This window comes from Salinimonas marina (assembly GCF_015644725.1).
Classification (GTDB): Bacteria; Pseudomonadota; Gammaproteobacteria; order Enterobacterales; family Alteromonadaceae; genus Alteromonas.
The window spans coordinates 212,836-239,388 of the sequence record NZ_CP064795.1; the positions used below are offsets into that span (position 1 = coordinate 212,836).

Here is a 26,553-nt window from a genome sequence, read left to right on the forward strand (position 1 = left end):
GCCGCCCGATCTGCGTAACGAGCGCACATCCGTGCATAATCTGTACAAGACTAATTAAAAAGCACTCACCAGACGGAGAAAATCATGTCAATTCATTCGCCTAGCCTGCGAACATCTACCCCTACACGTGTCTGTGCCCTTACTCTTGCTATTTCTGCCTGTTTGTACCCTGCACTGTCAGTGGCGCAACAAACCAGCAATGAGCCAGCGGCCGACGAAGCTGTAGAAAAAATCATGGTTACCGCCCGTAAGCGTACCGAAAGCATCTATGAAACCCCGACCGCAGTTTCTTCTATTGGCGAAGGATTGATTGAAGATACCAATGTTACCAACCTGGATGATATTGGTAAGTATGTTCCCAACTTAAACATCAGCCGTTATGGCGCGGGTAACAGTGGCCACGCCTCTGTCTTTATTCGCGGTATCGGCCTGCAGGATCACGTGATCACCACCGATCCTGGTGTGGGTGTCTATCTGGATGGGGTATATCTGGGTCGGCAGATGGGCGCTAACATGTCGTTGCCTAATGTGCAGCGGGTTGAGGTTCTGCGTGGACCGCAGGGCACCCTGTATGGCCGTAACACTCTGGGTGGCGCGGTCAACATCATTACCAAAGCGCCCGGTGCCCAGGATATTGCCACGGTTTCAGCCAAAGTGGGCACTCGTGGGCGCTTAGCCACTGATCTGTACATTAACAGCGATATTACCGATGACTTTAGCGTATCGGCCACCGGTTCGTTTAAACAGCGTGACGGCGTCGGCACAGCGATTAATCTGGACAATCCAGAGCGCGAAATTGGTGAAGAAGAAGAATACAGTGGCCGGGTAGCGGCAAAGTATGATTTTAGCTCAGATTTTTCGGTAACAGTCGCCGCCGATTTTGTGGAAAACGAAGCCGGTCAGTCGCCGTACACCATCGAATTTACTGAAAATCGCCCCACTGAATTCAGTATTGATGATGGTGAATTCTATTTGCTGGACCCTTCTTTGTTACCTGAAAACCCCGATGATCTAGGCACCACTGTGCCGGGCATCGAGTCGACGGCGTATTCAGGGTGGGGCACGTCATTAACTGCCTTGTGGGCAGCCACCAATAATCTGGATCTGAAGTTTATCGCCAGCAAGCGTTCTTCTGAATACGAAGGCGGTCTGGATGATGATGCATCCCCTCTGAATCTGTCTGAATTTCCGGAAACCGGTAGCGCTGACCAGACTTCCTTTGAATTACAGTTAAACGGTACCTACGACCGTTACGACTTTGTCTCTGGTCTGTACTATTTTACCGAAGAGGGCGACACCACTTCTGGCCCCTGGACCTTCAGCCCGTTCAATGTGCCTAATGGCTTGCTGAATGACGGGGTGACCCCGGTCACCGAGGTATGCAGCTTTTGTGGCGATTACGGCTTTTTCGACATTCAGCAGGAAACCAAAGCCTATGCGGCATACGTGAATGTGTCTTACAGCCTGACCGAAAAGCTCGATATCGGCGGTGGTATGCGCTACAGCCGGGATGAAAAAGACGCCGATGCGCTGTTCCCGTCATTTGGTGGTGAGCGTGCTTATCGCAGTGCTGAATTTTCTGAATTCACCTGGGATGTGAATGCTGGCTATAAGCTGACTAACGATCTGAATATGTACCTGGCGGTTCAAAAAGGCTATCAGACCGGCGGCTTTCCGCCCCGACCATTTGGTGGTGCCGCGCAGTTTGTGTCATTTGATGAAACCACGGCGATTAATTACGAGGTTGGCTTTAAGGGCGAGATTGGTGAACGAGTCACCTTTATGTCGGCGTTTTTCTTAACTGATTACACCGACCTGGCGCTGCCGTTTTCAGACCCGCAGGCCGGCGGTGGCTTTGTCACTATCGTTGAAAATGCCGGTGAATCACGCTCACAGGGTGTAGAGCTTGAGCTGACCACCAATGTTACCGACGATTTTGTGATTCGTTCCACCTTTGGCTACCTGGATGCCGAAATTACCTCTATTGATGATGGGGTAGTAGGTATTGGTGAGGGCGACTCGCCTGCACTTTCGCCGAAATGGACCATTATGGTGGCTCCCACTTACTATCATGAACTTGGCAGCGGCGCACTGATGACCTTCAGTGTGGATTACTCGTTCCGCGACCAGATGCAGGGACAGTCGGTGTATAACCCGAATGAGACGATGGATGCACGAGAACTGGTTGGCTTCAACGTCAGTTACGAAGCACCGGCGGGTGACTGGTCGGTTAGCCTGTATGGTAAGAATGTGTTTGATGAAGTGTATGACCAGGGTCGTCTGGCGCAAAATGGCTATGTCGGTATTGTCCGCAGTAACGATCGTAGTGAATTTGGTTTGCGCTTTACCAAATCGTTCGACCTGTACTAGTCGATAGCTGATGATGCAAAAAGGAGAGCTGCGGCTCTCCTTTTTTGTAAGAGTCACCTTACTGTAACCCTGTAATGGTTATTGGCGGCATGCCCGACAGCGTTTTGCTTCTTCTGCCCCTGCAGCCCCTGCTAGCCTTCAATATTCTCTGTGTGGGTAAAATGGTCCGGCGCTGCCCACGGTGGCATGGCCGTGGCACTAAAGACTTAATCCCTGCGCTTTGCCTGCCCAATGCTGCACGACGCGGTAAAAAGTGAATTTTTTACCTGCTGGAGGCATCGCTAACCCCGCTGCCAGAAGATCATTAAAGTCGCCTTTACAATAGCATTGCGAATGAACTTTTTTTCACCTGAATACCGTATGAATCCACACACTTACCCGCCCGGTATAACTGTGGTTGTGGATAAAGCCTACCGGGCCAAGTAACTCTTAAGGATGGTGAACAGGTGAAATATCAGACATTTTCCGAGCTTAACGTCGGCGATCAGCAGTACAAAATGGTTAGCTTTGACAAAATAAGCGAACAACACGACTTATCCCGTCTGCCTTTTTGTATCAAAATTTTGCTGGAAAACCTGATTCGGCATGAACAGGAAGATTTTGTCACCAGTGAAGATATTGAAAAAATTGCCGCCTGGGATACCAGCGACGAAAGTCAGCAGGAAATCTCCTTTGTGCCGGCGCGGGTTATCTTACAGGACTTCACCGGGGTCCCCGCGATTGTAGATTTGGCGGCCATGCGTGATGCAGTGGATAAACTCGGGGGCGATGCTCAGGTTATCAATCCGTTGAATCCGGTAGAGTTGGTCATCGACCACTCGGTCATGGTGGATTATTACGGCGAGAAAGACTCGTTTGAGAAAAATACCGATGTGGAGATTGAGCGTAACAAAGAACGCTATCAATTTTTGAAATGGGGCCAGTCTTCTTTTGATAACTTTAAAGTGGTGCCGCCGGGTCGCGGTATTGTGCACCAGGTGAATCTGGAGTACCTGGCACGCTGTGCGTTCACCAAAGAAGAAAATGGCGAAACCTATGTCTATCCTGACACGCTGGTTGGTACCGACTCCCATACCACCATGATCAATGGCCTGGGTATTCTGGGCTGGGGTGTCGGCGGCATCGAGGCAGAAGCGGCGATGCTGGGACAGCCGGTGACCATGCTGGCACCAAAAGTGGTGGGTCTGCGGTTATCGGGTAATCTGAATCCCGGGGTCACGGCGACCGATATGGTACTGACCATTACCGAACTGCTGCGTAACCATGGCGTGGTGGGCAAATTTGTTGAATTCTTTGGTCCGGGCATTAAGCATCTTACCACCGCCGACCGGGCGACCATTGCCAATATGGCCCCGAGTATGGTGCCACCTGCGGCATCTTCCCTATCGATGCGGTAGCACTGGAATACCTGGAACTGACCGGTCGTGATCCAAGCCAGATTAAACTGGTGGAAGAATATGCCAAAGCGGCGTCGTTATGGCACGACGATCACACCAAAGATGCGGTTTATCATGAAACCCTTGATTTAAACTTAAATGAGGTGGTGCCGTCACTGGCCGGTCCGAAACGTCCGCAGGATCGTATCCCGCTGGACAAAGCCGCCGGTGCATTTAAAGACTGGTATAACTCTCAAATTGATATCAAAGAAGTCGAAACAGAAGAAGAAAAATTTGTTGCCGAGGGCGGCGACATGTCTGAGGTTGACGAAGAACATGATTCTTACGTGGAATATCAGGGCCAGAAATTTAATCTGGAAAATGGCGCAATTGTAATTGCCGCCATCACCAGTTGTACCAATACGTCCAATCCTTCGGTGCTGATTGGCGCCGGGCTGGTGGCGAAAAAAGCAGTGGAATTAGGCTTAGCCAGCAAACCCTGGGTTAAAACCTCGCTGGCGCCGGGCTCGCAGGTGGTCACTCAGTATCTGGAAGATGCCGGACTGATGGAGCCGCTGCAGCAACTGGGCTTTAACCTGGTGGGATATGGGTGTACCACCTGTATTGGTAATTCAGGGCCATTACCTGATGAGATTAACCGGGCGGTACGCAATGCCAATCTGACCGTGACCTCGGTACTGTCGGGCAACCGTAACTTTGAAGGCCGCATCCACCCGGATGTAGCGGCCAACTATCTGGCTTCACCACCGTTGGTGGTGGCGTACGCGCTGGCCGGAAACATGAATATTGATATTACCACCGAGCCGCTGGGCACTGATAAAAATGGTCGGCCGGTATATTTGAAAGACTTATGGCCTGATAACGAAGAAATAAAGTCGATGGTCAAGGAGTTTGTGTCAGGCGAGTTATTTAAGCAAAAGTACGCCGACATATATAAAGGCAAGCGGGTTTGGAACGAGCTGGAGGTATCGTCGACCTCGGTCTATGACTGGCCTGAATCAACCTACATCAAACATCCGCCATTCTTTGCCGATATGGGTGAAAAACCGGATGCCCTGGAAGCCATTCAGGATGCCCGGTGTCTGGTCAAAGTGGGTGATTCGATTACCACCGACCATATTTCACCGGCCGGTGCCATCGCGCCAGACAGCCCGGCAGGTCAGTATCTGCAGGAAAAAGGCATTGAGCAGAAGCACTTTAACTCCTACGGTTCACGCCGGGGTAATCATGAAGTGATGATGCGCGGTACCTTTGCCAATGTGCGTCTTAAAAACCAGCTGGCACCGGGCACCACCGGCAGTGCCACCACGCATTACCCCAGTGGCGAACAGATGTCTATCTTTGCTGCGGCAATGAAGTACCGTGACGAAGGGGTCGGCGCTATTGTGGTCGGCGGTAAAGAATACGGCACCGGTTCCAGTCGTGACTGGGCCGCCAAGGGGCCGTCATTGCTGGGTGTGAAGGCCGTTATTGCCGAAAGTTATGAGCGTATTCACCGCTCTAACCTGATTGGTATGGGCATCTTACCGCTGCAGTTTAAAGAAGGCGAAAGTGCCGAGTCGGTAGGTATTCGCGGCGACGAAACCTTCTCAATTTCACAGGTATCCCGTGACAGCAAAGAGGTGCAGGTCACCATGATGCAGGACTCCGGTGAGGTCACCGAGTTTATGGCCGATGTGAGAATTGATACTGCTAACGAGTATACCTATTTTGAAAATGGGGGCATTTTACATTATGTAATTCGCCAGTATCTCGAAAAAGCCAAATAACCCAACCCTTACAAGGCGGCTGTTCAGCCGCCTTTTTTATGTGTTTCTTTTGGTGTTACATGTACCGGCGTCGTTCGGCAAACAGCCCCACCGCAAAAAAGGCTGCGATAAATACCGCGCCTTGCAAATAATCGGGAAAAAACCGGATAAGATGCAGTACCAAAGGCGCGCCATATAAGGTCAGAGCGCCATAGCCAAATGCGCACAGCAAGACAAACAAGATCACCCGGATAACAAAGTGACAGGGGCTGAGTACGTGCTTGACGTATTTGTTAACAATATCGCCAAATACCACCAATAAGGTGGCCATCAGCATCAGACTCATCTGGCCGAAATACGGCGATAACCACCGTGTCAGCTGGGCAAGCAAATCAATCATAGACACATTCCCGACAAATCTTTTTCAGGTAAAGGGGATAATCAGACGCGCCAGTGTAGCGGTATTAGCGTTGATACGCAGCAACACAAACACAAAAAAGCGCTGTAGAGACAGCGCCTTAACAACGACCATTGCCACTCAAGCTGGCTTGAGCGGGCTATAATCGGCCCCTGCCAGCAGATAAGCGGACTATAGTAATGCCGACAGGGCCTGGTGACCTTGCTTCAAGGTAGCCAGCTTATCATCGGTCTGGTCACGTTCAACAAAGTAATGCTCTACCCCCGCTTTATCGGCCTGAGCAAAGATAGGCGCAAAATCGATAGTGCCGGTCCCCACATCCGCAAATTCGCCGTGTTTATCCATATCTTTAACATGCCATAATTTAAAGCGGCCCGGGTATTTGTCGAAGTAGGCCAGGGGATCCTTGCCGGCTTTGGCCATCCAGAATAAATCCATTTCCATACTTAACAACGCAGGTTCGGTGCGATCTAACAGCACATCATAAGGCAATGCATTATTGGTTTTTATAAACTCGAAATCGTGATTGTGGTAAGCCAGGGTCAGTCCGGCCTGGTTACAGGCCTCGCCCCAGCGATTGAGGTTATCCGCCAGTTTTTTGTAGACATCAATGTGGGAGCCGCGTTGCTCTTCGGTTAAATAAGGCAGCACAATATAACGGTGGCCCGCTTCCAAAGCACTCTCGATGACCTTATCGACGCTTGCTTCAAACGCCGTCAGGGGGTATGGACCGAGGGGGCTGTTAATCCCTCATCCTTCAGCATCTGTTTTATACGGGCGGGTTTATGACCAAAATAGCCGGCAAACTCAAGCTCTTTGTAACCCACGGCAGCCACCATTTTCAGGGTCGCGGGCACGCTTACCGCCATCCAGTCACGCAGCGTATAAAGCTGCAACCCGGACACTCCATGGTGTTGATGTTGATGGGCCGAGACCGATAGCGACACCGGCATTGCCGCCACACTGGCCGCCGCTGCGCTAAGTTGTAAAAAACGACGACGGTTAAAGCCGGTACCGTCTGGATTGGCAGAGCATGAAGCTGGCATAAATATCTCCTTTACAGTGCTGGTGTTAAGTAGCTTGCGCCGGCGATGGGTGCCGGCCCTGTGCTGTGGCGTACAATCAGTTCAAAAGGCAAAATCACTTTTGGGGCTTTGCTGATTTTGCCGGTCAATACCTCTACCAGCAGACTGACGGCAGTATGACCAAATTCTTCTGCCGGCTGGGCGATGGTGGTCAGCGGTGGATCGCTATAGGCAGCAAAGGCAATATCATCAAAGCCTGCCACTGACATATCCTGAGGGATCCGCAAACCGGCTTCTTTAATGGCCTGCATGGCGCCAATGGCGGTTTCATCATTTTCACAAAATACCGCTGTGGGTGGCTGCGGTTGCGCCAGGATTTTGCGGGCGGCTTCATACCCCGCCTGCAGGGTAAAGTCCCCATCAAACAATAAGCTGGAATCAAAGTCGATACCGGCCTGCTGTAACGCATCCTGATAACCCGCCAGCCGCTCCTGAGTCAGCGGACTGGCCTGCGGGCCTTTAATCAAAGCGATACGACGATGACCCAAATCGAGCAGGTGGCGGGTCATGGTGGCCGCGGCCAGCCGGTTATCAAGGGTCACGGTGGGACACAGACTGGTGTTTAGTACTTCACAGGCATTCACCATCGGCAACAGACCAGCGCTGGCGGATTTTTCGGGTGAAAACGGGTTAGAGGCGCGTAGCTGAATAAGGCCATCTGCCTGCGCTGTCTGCACCATGCGGGCATAGTCTGCTTCAATTTGCGGATTGCCCAGCGTATTGCCCAGCAGCAGAGTATAGCCACGCTGGGCGGCCGCTTCCTGCATGCCACTTATCACCCGGGCAAAAAATAGATTTGCCACGGTGGGGACCAGCACCACCAGGCTATGGGTTTTACCGGAACGAAATTTTACGGCCATCAAATTGGGTTGATAGCCGGTCTGCTCAATAGCACTAAGCACCCGGCTACGGGTCTTCGGAGATACCCGCTCAGGTTGCTGTAGAGTACGTGAAACCGTGGCTACCGATACTCCCGCCAATTCTGCTACATCTCGAATGGTTGCCATGAGGGTTGTGACTCTCTCCACCTGTGTTATAAAAATGTAACCGTTACCATTAACAGATAAAACGATGACGTAATTCCAATATAAAATCCAGTATAAATTCCAGTTTATAAACATTTTTACAACATTAAGCGGGAACTCTTCCCTACAAATTTACATGTTCACCCCAAGTTTAACCAAAAGGGTTTGACACAAAAGAATGTAATCCGTTACATTTTAATTCAGATAACAAGTTTCTAACATTTTTTTCCGGAGAGGCACATGGCACGAACACATAAAATCCGACTCGGGATGATCGGCGGCGGTGAAGGCGCCTTTATCGGGGCGGTTCACCGGCACGCGGCGGGATTAGACGGTCATTACCAACTGGTCTGTGGCGCATTTTCCCGGGATGAGGACAACAATACCCGTACGGGCGAGAGTCTGGATTTAGAGCCTTCGCGGGTTTATGGCTCCTGGGAGCAAATGCTCGAAGCAGAAGCAAAACTGCCTGAAAACGAGCGTATGCAGGCAGTAAGTATTGTGACCCCAAATCATTTACATGTGCCGGTGTCTCTGGCGGCGGCCAAAGCCGGGTTCCATGTATTTTGCGAAAAACCGGCTGCAGTCAGCTTTGAAGAAGTAAAACAGCTGGCGCAGGATTTATCTTCCTGCTCGGTTCTGTATGGCCTGGCGCATACCTATCTGGGTTACCCGATGGTGTTTCAGGCTAAAGATCTGGTGGCCACCAATAAACTGGGCACCATCAGAAAAGTGTATGTGGAGTATCCGCAGGGTTGGTTGTCAGGTGAAGAAGAAAGCCACAACAAACAAGCCTCCTGGCGTACCGATCCGGCGCTGGCCGGAGCCAGTGGCTGCATGGGCGATATCGGTACCCACGCCTTCGGTTTGATTGAGTTTGTGTTGGGTGAAAAAGTCACTGAGTTATGTGGTGTGCTCAATACCCACGTGGCGGGTCGGCGGCTGGATGATGATGGCGCGGCGTTGATTAAAACCGAAAGCGGCGTTACCGGCGTGCTCATCGCCAGTCAGGTTTGTGCCGGTGAAGAAAATCCGCTGAAAATTCGGGTCTATGGTGACAAGGGTGGCCTGGAGTGGCAGCAAATGGAGCCAAATACCGTTATTTACCGGCCCGTCGATGCGCCTTATCAGGTGTTTCGTGCCGGTGGTGGTCAGCCCGGTTTGTGTGAAGCCACCATGCAGCGCTGCCGTATTCCTGGCGGACACCCCGAAGGGTATCTTGAAGCGATGGCTAATTTGTATACCTCATTTGCCACCGCGATTCGCCAGGGCGAGACCGGCACCGCTGACGGTGTACCCGGCATTGAAGCCGGCGTTCGCGGAATGGCCTTTATTCAGGCGATGCTCGATAGCAGCGACAGTGAAACCAAATGGCACCCGGTGCCTGAGCTTTCACAATAACCTTGTCACATAACAAAGGAGATAATCATGGCTGCCATTAAAGGGCCCGCAATTTTTCTGGCACAGTTTGCCGGCGACTCCGCCCCGTTCGATACCCTGGAAGGCATGGCTGAATGGGCCTCGTCTTTAGGCTACAAAGGCATTCAGGTGCCCACCGATCCGACTTTATTCGATTTAGAGCAAGCGGCTGATTCACAGGAATATTGTGAGGCGGCAAAAGCCACCTGTGCCAAATATGGGATTGAGATCACCGAGCTGTCGACGCATTTGCAGGGGCAGTTGGTAGCGGTACATCCCGCCTATGATGAGCTGTTTGATAACTTCGCGCCGGCGCATCTGCACGGCAACCCTAAGGCACGCACCGAATGGGCGATTGCACAGCTGAAACTGGCGGCCAAAGCCAGCCAGCGCTTGGGGTTGAGCGCCCATGCGACCTTTTCCGGGACGCTGATGTGGCATCTGGTTTACCCGTGGCCCCAACGGCCGGCGGGTCTGGTCGAACAAGGCTTTGCCGAACTTGCTAACCGCTGGAAGCCGATTCTGGATGTGTTTGACGAAGCCGGCGTGGATGTCTGTTACGAAATTCATCCTGGCGAAGACTTGCACGATGGCGCCACCTTTGAGCGGTTCTTAGCTGCGGTGGACAATCATCCCCGGGCCAACATCTTATACGATCCCAGTCACTTTATTTTGCAACAGCTTGATTATCTGGACTTTATCGACAGATACCACGACCGCATCAAAATGTTTCATGTGAAAGATGCTGAATTTTTACCTAATGGTCGCAGCGGCGTGTATGGCGGTTATCAGGATTGGGTGGAACGACCGGGTCGTTTTCGCTCCCTGGGAGACGGCCAGGTCGATTTCAAGAGTATCTTTAGCAAGTTAACCCAGTATGGCTTTGATGGCTGGGCGGTTCTTGAATGGGAATGCTGTTTGAAAGACTCAGCACAGGGCGCGGCAGAAGGTGCCCCCTTTATCGCCAGTCATATTATTGAGCCGGCGACCAGCACCTTCGATGATTTTGCCGGAGGCAACTCCAGTGAAGCAAAAAATCGTCGGATTTTAGGATTACAGAACAACTGAAGGACTGCTGGTTAGCAAGCTTTGGACACTCGCAGCGAGGATAATAATGACTAATACAACGGCGCGCCTGAGCGTGATGATGTTTCTCCAGTTTTTCATCTGGGGCGGCTGGTTTGTCACCCTGGGAACATACCTGGCAAATACTTTGTCCGCCAGTGGTCAGGAAATTGCGATGGCGTTTTCCACCCAATCATGGGGGCCATTGTCGCGCCATTTATTATTGGCATGATTGCGGATCGTTTCTTTAATGCTGAGCGCATATTGGGGGTGCTGCACCTGGTGGGGGCCGCGTTACTGTTTATGATGTATAAGGCCAGCGACTTTAGTGCGTTTTATCCTTATGTGCTGGGCTACATGATTGCGTATATGCCCACCCTGGCATTGGTTAATTCGGTATCGTTCGGCCAGATGCAGGACCCGTCTAAAGAATTTGGCAAGATTCGGGTGTGGGGCACGATTGGCTGGATTGTGGCCGGACTGGTCATCAGCTATCTGTTTTCCTGGGACTCGCGCGATGCCATCAATGAGGGGCTGTTGCGTAATACCTTTATGCTGTGTGCTATTGCCTCGTTGCTGCTGGGCGTGTTCAGCTTTACGTTGCCGGCCACACCACCCAAAGCCAAAGGCCAGGCTGCCAGCCTGGGTCAGGCACTGGGCGTAGATGCCTTGTCATTGCTGAAAAATCGCAATTTTGCCATTTTCTTTGGCTCTTCAGTGCTCATCTGCATTCCTTTGGCCTTTTACTATCAAAATGCCAACCCGTTTCTAACCGAAATCGGGGTCGAGAATGCCACCGGAAAAATGACCCTGGGCCAGGTATCAGAAGTCTTATTTATGCTGGCGCTCCCGGTATTTTTAAATAAATTCGGGATTAGGAAAACCCTGGTGCTGGGGATGCTGGCCTGGGTGCTTCGCTATGTATTGTTTGCCTACGGCAACGCCGATAGCGGCCTGGTGCTATTGATTACCGGTATTGCCTTACACGGTTTGTGTTATGACTTCTTCTTTGTCTCAGGCCAGATTTATACCGATGCTAAAGCCGGACCGGGCATCAAAAGTGCGGCCCAGGGGCTGATCACGCTGGCAACCTACGGGGTGGGCATGCTGATTGGGTTCTGGGTAGCCGGTCAGATTACCGATGCCTATGTGACGCCTGCAGGCCATAGCTGGGAAAATGTCTGGCTGTTCCCGGCTGGTTTTGCTGCCGCGGTGCTGGTGCTGTTCTTGTTATTCTTTAAATCAGAAAAGGTAACCACTGATGCCTGATCGTCGGCACCTGCTTAAAGGCCTGGCACTCACTGGGGCCGGGCTTACTCTGGGGGCCTGCCCATGGCTGGAGCAAACACCATGTCGCATGCTTTAAAAGGTAACATTCGCCACTCGGTGGCCCGCTGGACCTATGGCGAGCTGGATATTGAGTCGTTATGCCAGGTGGTCAAACAGCTGGGTTTTAATGCCATCGACCTGGTCGGCCCGGATGACTGGCCGGTATTGAAAAAGCACGGTATCGACAGCGCCATGTGCAATGGCGCTGAGCTTAATCTGGAAGATGGCTGGTGTGACCCTGCATTTCATGAGGCCCTAATCAAACGCTATCTGCAGCATATCGATTTGGTCGCCGATGCCGGTTACACCAACCTGGTGTGTTTTAGTGGTAATCGCCGGGGCATGGACCCCAAAGTTGGCTTAAAGCACGCCGAGACCGGATTAAAACAGGTGTTGCCACACGCCGAAAAGCGTGGGGTGGTGCTGCAAATGGAGCTGTTCAACAGCAAGATTGATCATCCCGATTACATGGCAGACAACTCTGCCTGGGGCATCGAATTATGTCAGGCGCTGGGCTCCGACAACTTTAAGCTGCTGTACGACATCTATCATATGCAGATTATGGAAGGCGATATTATTCGCACCATTCGCGAGAATGTGGATTATTTCGGTCATTTTCATACGGCCGGTGTGCCGGGCCGGCATGAGATTGATGATTCGCAGGAGTTGCATTACCCGGCCATCGCCCGGGCGATAAAAGACACCGGCTTTAGCGGCTATCTGGCCCAGGAATTTATTCCTACTGCGCCGGATATGACGGGTCAAATTGAAGCATTACGGGCGGCGGTTCAACGCTGTGATGTCTGAAGTAAGCATAACCACGCTATGCGTTTAAGAGGATAAAACATGGCTAACAATCATTATGATGCAATCGTTGTCGGCTCGGGTATCAGTGGCGGCTGGGCGGCCAAGGAACTGACGGAAAAAGGCTTGAAAGTACTGATGCTGGATCGGGGTCAGAACATCAAGCACATCGAAGATTACAAAAATGCCCACAAAGAAGCATGGGATTATCCCCATCGCGATCTTGCCACGCAGCAAATGAAACAAGAGCATCCGGTTTTGTCACGGGATTATCCTCTGAATGAGTCTACCGCGGGCATGTGGGCCACCAATAAAGAGTCGCCCTACGTCGAAAAAGAGCCTTTTGCCTGGTTTCGTGGTTATCATGTGGGCGGGCGCTCATTGTTATGGGGGCGTCAAAGCTATCGGTTGAACCACGAAGACTTTCTGGCCAACAAAAAAGAAGGTATCGCGGTCGACTGGCCTATTCGTTATGACGATCTGGCGCCCTGGTATGACTATGTTGAAAAATTTGCCGGCATCAGTGGTAACCGCGATGGTTTAGATGTGCTGCCCGATGGCCAGTATATGCCTCCCTTTGACCTCAACGTGGTTGAAAAAGACGTCGCTGCCCGCATCCGCAAGCAGTATAAAGATACCCGGCATTTGATTATTGGCCGTGCCGCCAATGCCACTCAGGCGCAGCCTGAACAAGGCCGGGCCGGCTGCCAGGCGCGTAACAAATGCTGGTTGGGGTGCCCGTTTGGCGGCTATTTCTCAACCCAGGCCTCCACCCTGCCGGCGGCAGTGAAAACCGGCAATCTGACCTTACGTCCAGACTCTATTGTAAGTCAGATTCTGTATGACAAAGACAAAAAGCGCGCCCGTGGGGTGGAGGTTTTGGATGCCAATACCAACCAGACCTACGAATTTACCGCCAATATCGTGTTTGTGAATGCCTCGGCCCTGAACTCGGCGTGGTTGCTGATGAACTCCGCCACCGATGTCTGGGAAGGGGGCTGGGCAGCAGCAGTGGTCAGCTAGGCCGCAATGTCATGGACCATCACTTCAGAACCGGCGCGTCGGCGGTGGTGGAAGGCTACGATGACAAATATTACTACGGGCGTCGTCCGTCCGGCTTTTATATCCCGCGTTTTCGTAACTGGGGCAATGATAAGCGTGATTATACCCGTGGCTTTGGTTATCAGGGCAGCGCGAGTCGGTCTGGCTGGCGCAAAGACATCGCCGAGCTGGGCGTTGGCGAAGATCTTAAAAATGCAGTCGCCGAGCCGGGTACCTGGACCATTGGCATGAATGCCTTTGGGGAAATGCTTCCCGACGAAAGAAACCGAATTACATTAAATCGTAAGGTCACGGATAAATGGGGCATGCCGGTGTTGGAGATGGATGTGAAGATTCGTGAAAACGAACATCGCATGCGCAAAGACATGCAGCAGGATGCCATCGAGATGTTTGAAGCCGCTGGCCTCAAAGATGTGCATGGCTGGGATGCAGGCTATGAGCCGGGCATGGGCATCCACGAGATGGGCACCGCCCGCATGGGGCGCGACCCCAAAACCTCGGTGCTCAATAAACACAACCAGGTATGGGATGCCAAAAATGTGTTTATTACCGATGGCGCCTGTATGACGTCGGCCTCCTGTGTCAATCCATCGTTGACCTATATGGCGTTAACGGCCCGGGCTGCAGAGTTTGCGGTAAATGAACTTAAAAAAGGAAACCTGTAAGCATGAATCGTCGTGACCTGTTAAAGCTGATTACCACCGCCACCGGGATTGCCTTTGTCGGCAGCGCCATGGCGTATGATATTCGCCCCAGTGTCAGTTTGAGTGATACTGGTTTTTCCAAAGATGATGTCGCTTTTTTAAATGAAATGGCTGAGGTCATCATTCCGCGTACTTCTACCCCGGGTGCCAAAGATGCCAATGTGGGCCAGATAATGGCGGTGTTGGTGGCAGATTGTTATACCCCGGATTTGCAAAAAGCCTTTCGTGACGGCATGAAATCATTGAACCGTGAAGCAAAACAGGAGTTTGGTAAAGACTTTTTGCTGCTGAACAAGACCGACAAGCAAGCGTTGTTAAGCCGGCTTGACCAGGAAGCCAAGCAAGATAATCAGACAAAAAATCTAGGCGATGTGGCAATGGGGTCGCCTAACGGACGCTGGCCTGACTCTAACGAGCCGGTGCCCCATTATTTTTCGCTATTTAAACAGCTTACTTTGTTTGGGTTCTTTACGTCTAAAGAAGGCGGCACCAAAGTGTTACGGTATGTGCCGGTACCCGGCAAGTACGATGGTAACGTAGATTACAAACAGGGCCAGACCGCCTGGGCAACCTAAGCGCAACACGCAGGAGAGATTTAAATGAATACAATGTACAAAGCAATGGGCGCGGCGGTGGCTGTGGCGCTGGGCACATTCTCGGTAGCAGGTGATCTTATGGCAGCAGATGACGAACTGGAAGACTGGCAAAAAGCTCAAAAAACCGAAGTCTGGGAACCCGTGCCGCCCAAAGTGACCGCCGAGCCGGGTCAGCCGCCTTCCGATGCCACCGTGTTATTCGACGGCACGGATTTATCTGCCTGGGAATCGGTGCAAGGGGGAGAGGCCAAGTGGACGGTGGAAGACGGCGTACTGACCGTGAAACCGGGTACCGGCGATATTAAAACCAAACAGTCATTTTGTGATGTACAGCTGCATGTTGAATGGCGCGCCCCCAAACCCGAGGCTGACATGGAAGGTCAGGAGCGCAACAATAGCGGCGTCTTCTTACAGCAGCGTTACGAGATTCAGGTACTGGATTCTCATGAAAGTAACACCTATCCCAATGGTCAGGCCGCAAGCGTTTATAAGCAAAGCATCCCGCTGGTCAATGCCACCCGGGCGCCTGAACAGTGGCAGGAATACGATATTATCTTTACCGCGCCCCGGTTTGACGGTGATGAGCTAACCTCGCCGGCTTTCGTGACGGTGTTACACAATGGAGTGGTGGTACAAAATCATTATGAATTGACCGGCAAAACTGAATGGATTGGGGCGCCGTCATACGAAGCCCATGGCTGTGCGCCGATTCAATTGCAGGATCACTCCAACGAAGTTAGCTTCCGCAATATCTGGGTACGTGAAATCAAACCCCTTAAATAAGCTCTCCCGCTTGTTGACTCACCCGGCCGCAGCGAGTGCTCGCGCCGGGATTTTTATGTTTTAGAGTCTTAGGTTATAAGCTTGTAAGCCGGCTTGGTTCTGGTAGGCTGTGCGCTTTTTTACCACAGGAAACTGCCACTTTATGATAGGTGAACTTGCTGCGCTGACCGTGGCGTTGTGCTGGGCCATTGCGGCCCGCATGTTTCGGGTGTTGGGCGCCTCGTTTTCGCCCTTATCGCTTAACCTGTGGAAAGGGGTGGTGGCCATTGTGCTGCTGGTGGCGGTAACCCAAATCTGGTTACCCCCGGTGAGTTTGCCGGTCAGTGCCTACGGCTGGTTATTGCTTAGCGGCATCATTGGCATCGGCATTGGCGATACCTGTTTTTTTCAGGCCTTAAATAGAATTGGGGATACCCAGTCGGTATTGATCACCGAAACCCTGGCCCCCATTTTCACGGCTTTGCTGGCGATGGTGTGGATTGCCGAGTGGCTGACCTGGCAACAATGGATTGGCATTGCGGTGGTACTGTTTAGTGTGGATATGGTGGTTAAAGTACGCCGCCGCACCGAACTGCACCTGTTTGCGCCTTCCGGCTATATATTCGCGGCCGTCGCTGCAGTATGTCAGGCGGTGGGGGCGGTGGTGAGCCGCGATATTCTGACCGCTTACCCGGCGCTGGATGCGTTTAACGCCAGCCTGGTGCGATTGACCGGCGGTCTGATTATTATTGTGATACTGATGCTGGTACTGCGAAAACGCTGGTTACCCACCAGTGATGAGCCGGTCACCATGTGGCGTACCTTTGCACTGGCGACCATACTGGGCACCGCGGCGGCGTTGTATTTACAAATGGTGGCCTTTGCCAATGCCCAGGCCGCAGTGGTGCAGACGCTTATTGCCACCAGCGCGGTGATGTCGCTGGCGGTGGCCTGGGTCGCCGGTGAGCGTACCAAGCGCGCTACGTTGTTGTGGTCTTTTGGGGCGCTGGTGGGGGTCACTATTTTGGTGGCCGCCGGGCGTATGAGTGGGGCCGGGCATTAACCGGCCATCTTTTTTAGCGTCGGCCTGATTAATGCTTGTGCAGCCACACGCGGATCTGTATAATTCGCGCCCTTACAGCCCACCTAACTCGTTCCTTGCCTCAAGCAGTTGGCTGTACTGACGAGGCTACAACCGTAAGGAGCAATAATGCGTCATTACGAAATCGTTTTTATGGTTCACCCTGATCAGAGTGAACAAGTACCTGGTATGATCGAGCGTTATACCACTATCCTGAAGCAAGACGAAGGTCAAATCCATCGTCTGGAAGACTGGGGCCGCCGTCAACTGGCTTACCCAATCGAGAAGCTGCACAAAGCGCACTACGTGCTGATCAATGCCGAAGCAACTGCTGAAGCTGTTGATGAGCTGGAAAACGCCTTCCGCTTCAACGATGTTATCTTGCGTAACCTGGTTATGCGCACCAAAAACGCTGTGACTGAGCCTTCTCCTATGATGAAAGAAGAGCCGCGTCGTGAGCGTCGTGACGATTCTGCACCTCGTACAGAGCGTACTGAGCGTACAGAAAAGAAACCTGAAACCACTGAAGATAACGCGTAAGGAGATCTAGCATGGCTCGTTTTTTCAGACGTCGTAAGTTCTGCCGTTTTTCTGCAGAAGGTGTGACTGAAATTGATTATAAAGATATCGCTACTTTGAAGAACTACATCACTGAAAGCGGTAAAATTGTCCCTAGCCGTATTACCGGTACCAGTGCGAAGTATCAGCGTCAGCTGTCTTCTGCGATCAAGCGTGCACGTTTTCTTGCACTGCTTCCGTACACTGATTCTCACAAGTAAACTGGCGAAATAAGGGGTAGTTAAGATGGACATCATCCTACTGGATAAAGTCGCCAACCTTGGTGGTCTGGGCGATCAGGTAAACGTTAAATCTGGTTATGCACGTAACTTTCTTTTCCCACAGGGTAAAGCAGTTCCTGCAACTAAGAGCAACGTAGAAAAGTTTGAAGCACGTCGTGCAGAACTTGAAGCAAAAATTGCTGAAGAGTTGTCTGCGGCTCAGGCACAAGCTGAGAAGCTGGAAGCACTTGAAGAAGTGACCATTGCAGCGCCAGCGGGTGACGAAGGCAAACTGTTCGGTTCAATTGGTACTCGCGACATCGCTGATGCAATTACTGCAGCGGGTGTTGAAGTAGCAAAATCTGACGTACGTCTGCCTACCGGCACACTGCGTGAGACTGGTGAATACGACATCGACGTACAGCTGCATACAGATGTAGCCGCAACCGTTAAAGTTGTGATTATCGCTGAAGCATAATTGCTTCAATGCGCTATTAAAAAAGCCGCTACGGGAAACCGCAGCGGCTTTTTTTATGCCTGCAGTACTGCCATTAAAGGTTGGCTTTGCGAACTGCCCGGGCGCACTTTCCCCGCCATTCGTCATCCAACACCGCCAGCGAACTTAAGGTGGCGGCCTGGTCTGCAAAGCGACGATTAAACACACATTGCATCAACGTACCCACCGCCACGGTAGCGTCATTACGCTCCAGTAACTTTACCGTATCGCCAATGCGTAGCACACCGGGCTGTTTGACCCGATAGTACCAGCCGGTAATGCCCTGGTTACCCACAAACTTATCCAGGCCTGCATGATCAAAACGATGGCATATTTTCACACACGGGGCACGTGGGGCGCTGACCTGGACCACCACGTCGCCCATCTGGTAGATATCCCCGATAAACACATTGGTATCATCCATATTTTCCACTAGCAGATTTTCTCCCATCATACCCGGTGCAAAAGTAAGCTCAGGGTATTGCTGCTTTAAGGCCTCATAACCTTTGAACGAAAACTGGTGTAATACCTTTTCCGGGCCGCCATGCAGTTTGGTATTGGCTTGCTGGTCTTCGTTGGTGCCAGCCTGATTCACGGTAAGCTGGCTGACCGGCTGCTTAACAATAGCGCTTAACGATTGACGGGGACCCAGCGGGGCGGGCTGGCCGGCATACAGTGAAAAAATAGTCATAGGCTCTCTTATGTGAATAAAAATTTTTTTGGTATTCAAACCATTTGGATATAGCTTACGACTTACACTATAACAACACTACTTTAAAAAAATACAGGCCCGCCAAACACATGGAATCGTTACGCACTGTGAACACACAGACTGTCGATGCGCATCTCGCACCGTACGATGAACCTTTGGTTCGCGCCGCCCAGCAGGGCGACCGGCAGGCGTATCAGGCGCTTTATGAGCAGTATCATCGGCGGGTTTATGCATTGTGTTATCGCCTGACCGCGGATACCGGGCTGGCTGAAGATGCGACCCAGGAAGTGTTTATCCAGCTGTGGCGAAAGCTGAGCGCGTATGCCTGGCAAAGTCGCTTCACCACCTGGCTTCACAGTGTGGCCACCAACATTACCTTAAGCTATATGCGCAAACAGAAAAGCTGGGTGGTGCGCATGCTCAATATTGAAACCAGTTCGGAAGCACAGGAGCTGAATGCGAGCCGTTGCCCTAGTGAGGTTGATTTGGAGGCGCTGATAGTACGTTTGCCGGAACGCGCCAGAGTGGTGTTTGTATTACATGCGATTGAAGGGTATCGCCACGATGAAATTGCAACCTTGTTAAATATCGCCACCGGCACCAGCAAAACACAGTTTCACCGGGCCAGACGAATGCTCACGCAATGGCTTGAAGGAGAAGATTATGGGCAGTAAATCCAGCTTGTCAGATTTAGTAAAGCAATTGCCGCAGGAAAAAACACCTACGCGGGATTTGTGGCAGGGCATTGAACTGGCCCTTGAGCACGAGTCGCAGCCCCATTACCGGCGTAATAGATCGCGGTTATGGCTGGCCAGTGCGGCGGCCGTCTTATTGACAGCCGGGGTCGTCAGTCAGCTGTGGCAGTCGCCGGCGACTGAATCAACGCCGGCGCCGCTACTTGGTGATGCATTGGTCAGGGCCCTGAGTGAGCAACATCAGGCGCAGCTAACCCAGATGCTGGTTACGCTACAGGATACTACGCCGGTAACCAGTAACTGGCAGCAACAGCTTGAAGATTTACAACAGGCTGAGAATGTTATAAAGCAAGCATTACAACAGGACCCCAACAATACGGCGCTTTTGCAGATGCTGCAAAATGTGCATCAACAACAACTGCTGCTGGTCGGGCGGGTGCACGCACCCAAATGGCAGCGCATTTAAGCCCAAGGGAAAAAACAATGAAGCTTATATCTGGTTTAGTAAGACCATTTGGCACCGTAACACTAACCATGCTGTTAAGCAGTATGAGTCTGGTGGCGCTGGCTCAGCAAAAAATAGATGAAAGTGTGCAAACCTCCGCCAGCCCCAATGTGGAGATAGAACATGTCAGTGGCGAGGCCGAGATCATCGTCTGGGACAAGAATCAGGTCAGCATTACCGGCACCCTGGGTAAGAATACCGAGTCCTACGAATTTGAAAAGCTTGAGTCGGGGGTACGCTTTGAAGTCGACACCAAGCGCTATCGGGGCGACTGGAACACCGGCCATGATCGCGGAGACGATCTGGTGATTAAAGTCCCCGCCGGCAGTCGGGTGTTTTACACCGCGGTAAATGCTGATGTAGATATCAGTGGCATCACTAACAGCACCGAGGTTGATTTGGTGAATGGCGATATTACTGCTTCGGGCCTAAGTGGTAGAACCAAGCTGGAAACAGTGAATGGCGATATTGAATTTGAAAATGTGGCCGGCGAACTCATGATTGAAACCGTTAATGGCGACATTGAAGGTCAGCATACTGGTGGCGAACGGGGGCGCTTCATTACCGTTAATGGTGATATTGAAATAACCACCCAGGCGCGCAATTTACGGCTTGATTCAGTGAATGGTGACATTGACTTTGTCACTGAAGAAATAGAGCAGCTGGATATCGTCACAGTCAATGGCACGGTGAATGGTGAGGTTACGCTTAGCAACAAGGGCGATCTTAGTGCTTCCTCAGTAGGAGGAGAAATCAGTCTGACCTTTCAGCAAGAGGTGGCGGCGCGATTTGAATTGCAGGGTCATGCAGGCGGGGATATTGAGAATAATCTGACCGATGCAACCCCCTCCAAGGCCAAATACGGGCCCAGTCAATGGCTGGAATTCACCACCGGCGACGGTAGCGCGCGAGTGGAGATGTCGACCGTTCACGGCACGCTGGAATTGAACAAACGCTAAGCTTATCCCAGGGCTTTGCCATCGTCACCAGGGCATTTAACAGGCACCAGTAGGGTGCCTGTTTGGTTTGCCCATAGCGAGCAAAACGCTATAGCTACCTGCTTTATTAAAATTCTGGCTTACTTATTGCAATATTCTGTGCAAACCGCCGTTACTACCAGCATTGCGACAGCTTTCATGGTCATCTATACAGCGTCCTTGGGGCGCTGGAGCACGATTATTGACCTGACCATTTCGCTACAGATTGTTTATTCGACTGTGAAAATAATGCTGACCAGCGAGTAACGACGGGCCGTATTTATTGAGGAGTTGTATATGCAATGGCTTACAGCCAGGGGATTATTGTCACGCATTGAGTTGCGTATTATTGCCGCTATCGCGGCGGTGCTGGTGTTGGCCAGTAGTTGTGCGGTCAGACAGCCCGAGCAGGTAGAGGGCACTTGGGTGGTTACCGAAGCGCTGAACACCAGCACCAGCGCCATGTCATCAAATCAGGCAAAACAATGGTTGGGACAGTCTTACCACTATGGTGCTGACCAGCTGATACTGGGCCAGATTCAGTGCCAGTCACCCAAGTACAAAAAGGAACAGCTTGATAAGGATGAGTTTCAGCAGCAGTTTCATGTGCCCCTGGCTACGCTGGGTAAAGGGCTGACGGATGTTGATACATTTTCTATTGAGTGTAATCGCGGGGCTTCAATTCCCGGCCAAACCGTGTTTCTGACCGGGCATCAGGAAGCGTACATTTTGTGGGACGGGGTGTTTTTCAAACTGGAAAAAACCGACCAATTAACCAAAGCGCCCCTGGCGCGCGACTAAATCAGTTGGCCGAAATACCCGGTTACCGTTTGGTTCCGGCCCTGGCGCTTAGCCAGATACAAGAGGTGATCGCAATGTGCCAGCACCTGACTGACTTCCGATTTTTGGGTGATCTCTACCAGCCCACAGGAAAACCGCAACGTCCCCTCGGCCTTGTGTTCGCGTAAATCCTGCCCTGCAATGATGGTGCGTAGCTCGTCAATTTTTGTCTGAGCCAGGTCCAGGGAAGATTGGTTAAGAAGCAGCACAAATTCCTCGCCACCATAGCGACCAAACACATCATCCTGTCGAAACTGGTATTTGCACAACTTGGCAAACAGAGCCAGCACGGCATCGCCGGTCTGATGACCGAAGCTGTCATTGAACTGCTTGAAATTATCAATATCCAATAACGCCACACACACCCGATCATCCTCACGATTCATCGCTTTAAGGCGTTTGTGAATCAACTCAAGGGCATGCCAGCGATTGTTGACGCTGGTGAGACTGTCGATGCGGGCAAAATTATCCAGTTGTTTTTTTTGTTTAACCAATCGCCACAAAAAGATACTGACCACCATGGCAAACAAGGTAGAAAAAATAGCAATTAAGGTCATTTTTTCTGACTGCGTCTGATGCAGTTTGGCCTCTACCTGCAAATAAGCCAGCTGCCGGGTGTCCAGTTGTTGTTGAATTTGCGCCAGATGCGCGGAACTGAATGACTGGCTACGCTGGGTCTGGTACAACTCAATAAGCGCTTCGTAATGTTGTTGAGCGGTTGTAAAGTCCTGGTTGAGCCAGGCAATTCGGGCCTGGCCTAACAGTGCGTCCATATCAAAACGCAATCCTTGCAGGGTTTCGTTGCGGGCCTGCTGCATTTTGGCAAAATACATTTGGGCCAGTTGCGGGTTTTGTAAGCCCACCTGAGCGGCGGTAAGTGACAAATAGGCGGTATAATATTGACCGGGAAGCGGGGCTGGCGTGGCCTCGAGCAGTTGCAATGCTTGCCGGGCATATTGGTCAGCCAGCTCAAAATTTTTCTGTTCGCGGTAGACCAGCGCGGTCTGCAACAACACGGTTATTCGACTTTGAGGACGCTTGGTGCTATTCGCTAAAGTAGCGAGCTCCTGCAAAAGTGAAAGGGCTTCGGCATATTTTTTTTGTTTCAGGGCAGTGGTTATCTGACAGGTCAGCCCTTCTTCGCGTACTTGCAGATCCTGCGCAATATAATTGGTGTATTTCTGACAGTATTCAAAGGCCCCGGCGGCATCACCAAGCCAGTAGAGTGCCCGGGCCATGTCCATATAGATACCAATCAGGGGGTAATCGTACATGGTCTCCATTTGCTGTACGTGGGGCGCATGGTCAATGATGTCCTGTATTTCCAGTATCGCACTTAAGTGAAAACCATTGGTGTGTAACACCTGAAACAAAATTGAGGTCGCCCAGCGTTCAATACGAGGCCACTGCTGGGTTTTAGCCAGCTGCTTGATATGTTGCAATTGAGAAATTTTTTCATCCCGGTCAAGGTCCGAAAACCACACATCAAACACCTGATATTCATAAAAATTCTGGGGTATTGCTGACGTAGCGTATCCAGTTCCTGCGGACTCAGGGTATAGAAGTCCTCCTCTCTGGAGGTATTGGTGTGCACGGTATTGTAAAAATATTTACCCAGGGCAGTACGGGTATCAAAGGCGTGCTCTTCCAGCGCCGCCAGCCGATCTTCATACCTCACCTGTAACAGCCGACGCCGCTCTTGCTCGTAATCAGTAACACTTTGGGCCAGGCCGGTGCCTGGGATGAGTACCAATAACAGCGATATGAGTATTGTTTTAAAATTGGTAAAAAAGTACTGCAAAGTAAGATCGGTATTTCGGGACCATACCATTATTGTATGCAACCGATGCAGGACTGAACAGCTTTTCTACAAATGAATCTTTGCGCATCAGCTGTGCGTTGATTTTGGTCCTTCGGTGTTTTCGAATTTATCTTATGGTGGAAATAACGCATAATACGTTCTTTATGTTTTTAAGCGGTCTGTGTTTGTGAAAGTAGTCTCCTCTGGTAAAGATCAAAGTGTGGAAAAGCTCAAGGTCCCTCCTCACAGTATCGAGGCCGAGCAGTCTGTACTCGGTAGTATGCTTATCGATAGGGACAGTTGGGACAAGGTAGCCGAGCAGGTTATTGATCAGGATTTCTACAATCGCTCGCATCAGATCATCTATCGGGCCATTGTGCGGTTACTTAATCGCAATGAGCCGGTGGATCTGATCACCGTTTCCGAAGAACTGGAACAACACGACGAACTGGAAGATGCCGGTGGCTTTGCGTATTTAGGCGAGCTGGCCAAAAACACCCCCAGCTCAGCCAATGTGGTGTCCTACGCCAAAATCATTGCTGAGCGGGCCATTACCCGGGAGCTTATCGGCGCCGCCCACGAAATTGCCGAAATTGGCTATAACCCGGAAGGCCGGGATAGTGCTGATATCCTCGATTATGCCGAAAGCAAAGTGTTTGAAATTGCCGAAAAACGGACCAATGAGTCTGAAGGGCCGGTTGGGGTAGACAGCGTTCTTGGCAAAACCATCGACCGGCTTGAAGCCCTGATAAAAACCAATAAGGAAGTAACCGGGGTCACCACCGGCTTTACCGATCTGGACAAAAAAACCAGTGGCCTGCAACCTTCAGACTTAGTGATTGTGGCGGCGCGTCCGTCGATGGGTAAAACCACGTTCGCCATGAACTTGTGTGAGAACGCCATGATGGCCGAAGAAAAACCGGTACTGGTGTTCAGCTTAGAGATGCCTTCGGAACAAATCATGATGCGGATGCTGGCTTCATTAAGTCGGGTCGATCAAACCAAGATACGAACCGCGCAGCTGGACGATGAAGACTGGGCCCGTATTTCAAATACCATGGCGATGCTCAAAGACCGCGACAATCTGTTTATTGATGACTCCTCGGGGCTGACACCGATGGATGTGCGTAGCCGGGCCCGTAAACTTGCCCGGGAGCGTGGTGGTATTTCTATGATCATGGTGGATTATCTGCAGTTAATGCGGGTGCCCTCGTTAAGCGACAACCGAACCCTGGAAATTGCGGAGATTTCCCGCTCACTCAAAGCCCTGGCTAAAGAGCTGGAAGTACCCGTGGTGGCGTTGTCTCAGCTAAACCGGAGTCTGGAACAGCGGGCTGATAAGCGCCCGGTCAATTCGGACTTGCGTGAATCAGGCTCTATTGAGCAGGATGCCGATTTGATCATGTTTATTTACCGGGATGAGGTGTATCACGAAAACAGTGAAGAGCAGGGAATTGCAGAGATCATCATCGGTAAGCAACGTAATGGTCCCATAGGCACCTCCCGGCTTACCTTTCAGGGCCAGTTTTCGCGGTTTGATAATTACGCCGGTCCCGCCATCGCCGACGATTATTGATTGCTGTTTATTGATAGCAATCCCCTCAGGCAGGTTCTGGATATTATTAAAGACCAAAAAAAAGCGCTCAAATGAGCGCTTTTTTGCTATCTGGAATACCGCCGGAACTTAGTTACGCTCTTTTGGTACTTCTTCGGTCGCAGTTACACGAATGTGGATGCGACGATTTTTCTGATGTGCTTCAGCAGTATTAGATTCATCTAACAGCTGAGTCTCACCAAAGCCTTCAGTAGAAAGGCGTGAAGCATCAATGTCGTACTCGTTTACCAACACGTCTTTAAACGCTTCTGCACGGCGCTTAGACAGGTCCATGTTGTACTGCGCATCGCCAGGTTGTGACGCATGGCCTTCAATCAGTGCATCTGTTTTGCCATAACGTTGCATAAACGAAGCAAATTTCTGAATGTTTTCGGCGCGCGGGTCGGTAACTTCAGCACTGTTGTGAGGGAAGAAAACACGGACTGTGTGAGTTACTTCTTTTTGTTCAAAAACAGTACAGCCGTCTGCATCTACACGATCATTGCGAGGCGTATCAGCGCACTGGTCTTTGTTATCAGCAACACCATCGTTATCGCTGTCTGCGGTGATCTCACAGCCACGGTTGTCAACCTGGGCGCCGGCCGGGGTATTGGCACAGTCATCCATGTTGTTCATAACACCATCATTATCAGTGTCATTGTTAACCGGCGTTGAAGGAGCAGGAGTAGGCGCTGATGAAGATGAGCCGCCCATTGGGAATACTACACCTACTTTGGCGCTGTAGTCGTTGTAGCTTTCATCCAGACCCTGGTAACCAGCAATTTCAGTAACCAGTTTCACTTTTTCATGGATGTCCCAGTGTTTACCGATACCCAGATTGATTAGGTCGTGGTTTTCAGAAAAATCCTGACGCTTGTATCCACCAAACAGGTACCACATATCATTCGGTAAGAAATACATACCATCTACACCGTAAGATACACCAGAAACACTGTCATCCCTGCCCAGCAGTTGTTTATAGTCGATATCCAGTGCTGTAAGTTCTGCGCGAACCGCCCAGGTCTCATCGAAACGCCAGCCATATTCGCCGCCGAATCCCATGCCATCTTCCATAATATCATCGGCTGGCTTGGTTTCTTCAGCGCTGTAATACATCCCATGTAGACCAATCCAGCTATCGAATGGTTTACCAGAATTGTCCTGGGCATAGCTGTTAGCCGACATGACGGCTAAAGCAATTGCTGCAACATTAAATGTTTTTTTCATAGTCACATCCTATGTAAAGTTGAGTGAATAACTTAGTTCCGGGAATTATGCAGGTACTATAC

General features: G+C 51.2%; 19 protein-coding genes and 5 pseudogenes. 18 read left to right on the top strand and 6 right to left on the bottom strand.

The window, feature by feature from the left end:
* Positions 1-84 precede the first annotated feature (84 nt).
* Entirely contained in the window at positions 85-2,370 is a 2,286-nt protein-coding gene (locus IT774_RS00900; RefSeq protein WP_195810947.1) for a TonB-dependent receptor, read from the top strand.
* A 446-nt stretch (positions 2,371-2,816) separates the two neighbouring features.
* A pseudogene (gene acnA / locus IT774_RS00905) lies at positions 2,817-5,536 on the top strand (aconitate hydratase AcnA).
* 55 nt (positions 5,537-5,591) lie between these two features.
* Here the strand turns inward: acnA and IT774_RS00910 are convergent.
* From IT774_RS00910 to IT774_RS00920, 3 genes and pseudogenes are all read right to left on the bottom strand, one after another.
* Complete coding sequence (locus IT774_RS00910; RefSeq protein ID WP_195810948.1) at positions 5,592-5,915, bottom strand: DUF3392 family protein; 324 nt, start codon at positions 5,913-5,915, stop codon at positions 5,592-5,594.
* Positions 5,916-6,104: 189 nt separating this feature from the next.
* Positions 6,105-6,979, bottom strand: a pseudogene (locus IT774_RS00915) (sugar phosphate isomerase/epimerase family protein).
* Positions 6,980-6,990: 11 nt separating this feature from the next.
* Positions 6,991-8,025 (bottom strand): LacI family DNA-binding transcriptional regulator, encoded by a 1,035-nt coding sequence (locus IT774_RS00920; protein ID WP_195810949.1) that lies wholly within the window; start codon positions 8,023-8,025, stop codon positions 6,991-6,993.
* A gap of 258 nt (positions 8,026-8,283) precedes the next feature.
* On the opposite strand from IT774_RS00920, the gene IT774_RS00925 reads away from it, so the two are divergent.
* The 11 genes and pseudogenes from IT774_RS00925 (at position 8,284) to rplI (ending at position 18,122) form a co-directional block, all read left to right on the top strand.
* Complete coding sequence (locus tag IT774_RS00925; protein ID WP_195810950.1) at positions 8,284-9,444, top strand: Gfo/Idh/MocA family protein; 1,161 nt, start codon at positions 8,284-8,286, stop codon at positions 9,442-9,444.
* Between the two features lie 27 nt (positions 9,445-9,471).
* The gene (locus IT774_RS00930; protein ID WP_195810951.1) at positions 9,472-10,530 is read left to right on the top strand and encodes a sugar phosphate isomerase/epimerase family protein; all 1,059 of its coding nucleotides are present in this window, start codon (positions 9,472-9,474) and stop codon (positions 10,528-10,530) included.
* A 46-nt stretch (positions 10,531-10,576) separates the two neighbouring features.
* Positions 10,577-11,796: pseudogene (locus IT774_RS00935) on the top strand (nucleoside permease).
* Positions 11,789-12,663: pseudogene (locus IT774_RS00945) on the top strand (hydroxypyruvate isomerase family protein). The pseudogenes IT774_RS00935 and IT774_RS00945 overlap by 8 nt, the downstream one beginning before the upstream one ends.
* 39 nt (positions 12,664-12,702) lie before the next feature.
* Positions 12,703-14,387: pseudogene (locus IT774_RS17850) on the top strand (GMC oxidoreductase).
* A 2-nt stretch (positions 14,388-14,389) separates the two neighbouring features.
* Positions 14,390-15,001, top strand: coding sequence for a gluconate 2-dehydrogenase subunit 3 family protein (locus IT774_RS00955; RefSeq protein ID WP_195810954.1), 612 nt, complete (start codon positions 14,390-14,392; stop codon positions 14,999-15,001).
* Positions 15,002-15,100: 99 nt separating this feature from the next.
* The gene (locus IT774_RS00960; RefSeq protein WP_408641207.1) at positions 15,101-15,805 is read left to right on the top strand and encodes a 3-keto-disaccharide hydrolase; all 705 of its coding nucleotides are present in this window, start codon (positions 15,101-15,103) and stop codon (positions 15,803-15,805) included.
* A gap of 145 nt (positions 15,806-15,950) precedes the next feature.
* Positions 15,951-16,847 (top strand): solute carrier family 35 transporter, encoded by an 897-nt coding sequence (locus tag IT774_RS00965; RefSeq protein ID WP_195812165.1) that lies wholly within the window; start codon positions 15,951-15,953, stop codon positions 16,845-16,847.
* Between the two features lie 147 nt (positions 16,848-16,994).
* Positions 16,995-17,405, top strand: a complete 411-nt coding sequence (gene rpsF, locus IT774_RS00970) for a 30S ribosomal protein S6 (protein WP_195810955.1) — start codon at positions 16,995-16,997, stop codon at positions 17,403-17,405.
* Between the two features lie 11 nt (positions 17,406-17,416).
* Positions 17,417-17,644, top strand: coding sequence for a 30S ribosomal protein S18 (gene rpsR, locus IT774_RS00975; protein ID WP_073316739.1), 228 nt, complete (start codon positions 17,417-17,419; stop codon positions 17,642-17,644).
* Between the two features lie 25 nt (positions 17,645-17,669).
* Positions 17,670-18,122: a 50S ribosomal protein L9 gene (rplI, locus tag IT774_RS00980; RefSeq protein ID WP_195810956.1), complete on the top strand. Its 453-nt coding sequence runs from the start codon at positions 17,670-17,672 to the stop codon at positions 18,120-18,122.
* 73 nt (positions 18,123-18,195) lie between these two features.
* Here rplI and IT774_RS00985 read toward each other — a convergent pair whose 3' ends face one another.
* Positions 18,196-18,831, bottom strand: a complete 636-nt coding sequence (locus tag IT774_RS00985; RefSeq protein ID WP_195810957.1) for an MOSC domain-containing protein — start codon at positions 18,829-18,831, stop codon at positions 18,196-18,198.
* A 110-nt stretch (positions 18,832-18,941) separates the two neighbouring features.
* On the opposite strand from IT774_RS00985, the gene IT774_RS00990 reads away from it, so the two are divergent.
* The 4 genes from IT774_RS00990 to IT774_RS01005 all read left to right on the top strand — a co-directional run bounded on the left by IT774_RS00990 (position 18,942) and on the right by IT774_RS01005 (position 21,830).
* A complete protein-coding gene (locus IT774_RS00990) occupies positions 18,942-19,526 on the top strand; it encodes an RNA polymerase sigma factor (RefSeq protein WP_195810958.1) in 585 nt (194 codons plus the stop codon).
* Positions 19,516-20,013, top strand: a complete 498-nt coding sequence (locus IT774_RS00995; RefSeq protein WP_195810959.1) for a hypothetical protein — start codon at positions 19,516-19,518, stop codon at positions 20,011-20,013. Before IT774_RS00990 ends, IT774_RS00995 begins: the two co-directional genes overlap by 11 nt.
* 17 nt (positions 20,014-20,030) lie before the next feature.
* Positions 20,031-21,011 carry a DUF4097 family beta strand repeat-containing protein gene (locus tag IT774_RS01000; RefSeq protein WP_195810960.1) on the top strand — a complete coding sequence of 327 codons (981 nt, stop codon included), beginning with the start codon at positions 20,031-20,033 and terminating at the stop codon, positions 21,009-21,011.
* A 315-nt stretch (positions 21,012-21,326) separates the two neighbouring features.
* Positions 21,327-21,830: a hypothetical protein gene (locus tag IT774_RS01005; protein ID WP_195810961.1), complete on the top strand. Its 504-nt coding sequence runs from the start codon at positions 21,327-21,329 to the stop codon at positions 21,828-21,830.
* On the opposite strand, the gene IT774_RS01010 is transcribed toward IT774_RS01005, so the two are convergent.
* Complete coding sequence (locus IT774_RS01010; protein ID WP_195810962.1) at positions 21,827-23,353, bottom strand: tetratricopeptide repeat-containing diguanylate cyclase; 1,527 nt, start codon at positions 23,351-23,353, stop codon at positions 21,827-21,829. The two genes, IT774_RS01005 and IT774_RS01010, sit on opposite strands and share 4 nt — an antisense overlap.
* Positions 23,354-23,857: 504 nt before the next feature.
* Between IT774_RS01010 and dnaB the strand changes: the two genes are divergently transcribed.
* Positions 23,858-25,246 carry a replicative DNA helicase gene (gene dnaB / locus IT774_RS01015; protein ID WP_195810963.1) on the top strand — a complete coding sequence of 463 codons (1,389 nt, stop codon included), beginning with the start codon at positions 23,858-23,860 and terminating at the stop codon, positions 25,244-25,246.
* Between the two features lie 108 nt (positions 25,247-25,354).
* Here the strand turns inward: dnaB and IT774_RS01020 are convergent, their stop codons facing one another.
* Positions 25,355-26,491, bottom strand: coding sequence for an OmpA family protein (locus tag IT774_RS01020; protein WP_195810964.1), 1,137 nt, complete (start codon positions 26,489-26,491; stop codon positions 25,355-25,357).
* Positions 26,492-26,553 lie beyond the last annotated feature (62 nt).

What these genes read in the sequence shown, in the direction of transcription:
- IT774_RS00900 (WP_195810947.1), top strand. Translation starts at nt 85, where the DNA reads ATGTCAATTCATTCGCCTAGCCTGCGAACATCTACCCCTACACGTGTC.
- IT774_RS00910 (WP_195810948.1), bottom strand. Translation starts at nt 5,915, where the DNA reads ATGATTGATTTGCTTGCCCAGCTGACACGGTGGTTATCGCCGTATTTC.
- IT774_RS00920 (WP_195810949.1), bottom strand. Translation starts at nt 8,025, where the DNA reads ATGGCAACCATTCGAGATGTAGCAGAATTGGCGGGAGTATCGGTAGCC.
- IT774_RS00925 (WP_195810950.1), top strand. Translation starts at nt 8,284, where the DNA reads ATGGCACGAACACATAAAATCCGACTCGGGATGATCGGCGGCGGTGAA.
- IT774_RS00930 (WP_195810951.1), top strand. Translation starts at nt 9,472, where the DNA reads ATGGCTGCCATTAAAGGGCCCGCAATTTTTCTGGCACAGTTTGCCGGC.
- IT774_RS00955 (WP_195810954.1), top strand. Translation starts at nt 14,390, where the DNA reads ATGAATCGTCGTGACCTGTTAAAGCTGATTACCACCGCCACCGGGATT.
- IT774_RS00960 (WP_408641207.1), top strand. Translation starts at nt 15,101, where the DNA reads ATGGCAGCAGATGACGAACTGGAAGACTGGCAAAAAGCTCAAAAAACC.
- rpsF (WP_195810955.1), top strand. Translation starts at nt 16,995, where the DNA reads ATGCGTCATTACGAAATCGTTTTTATGGTTCACCCTGATCAGAGTGAA.
- rpsR (WP_073316739.1), top strand. Translation starts at nt 17,417, where the DNA reads ATGGCTCGTTTTTTCAGACGTCGTAAGTTCTGCCGTTTTTCTGCAGAA.
- rplI (WP_195810956.1), top strand. Translation starts at nt 17,670, where the DNA reads ATGGACATCATCCTACTGGATAAAGTCGCCAACCTTGGTGGTCTGGGC.
- IT774_RS00985 (WP_195810957.1), bottom strand. Translation starts at nt 18,831, where the DNA reads ATGACTATTTTTTCACTGTATGCCGGCCAGCCCGCCCCGCTGGGTCCC.
- IT774_RS00990 (WP_195810958.1), top strand. Translation starts at nt 18,942, where the DNA reads ATGGAATCGTTACGCACTGTGAACACACAGACTGTCGATGCGCATCTC.
- IT774_RS00995 (WP_195810959.1), top strand. Translation starts at nt 19,516, where the DNA reads ATGGGCAGTAAATCCAGCTTGTCAGATTTAGTAAAGCAATTGCCGCAG.
- IT774_RS01000 (WP_195810960.1), top strand. Translation starts at nt 20,031, where the DNA reads ATGAAGCTTATATCTGGTTTAGTAAGACCATTTGGCACCGTAACACTA.
- IT774_RS01005 (WP_195810961.1), top strand. Translation starts at nt 21,327, where the DNA reads ATGCAATGGCTTACAGCCAGGGGATTATTGTCACGCATTGAGTTGCGT.
- IT774_RS01020 (WP_195810964.1), bottom strand. Translation starts at nt 26,491, where the DNA reads ATGAAAAAAACATTTAATGTTGCAGCAATTGCTTTAGCCGTCATGTCG.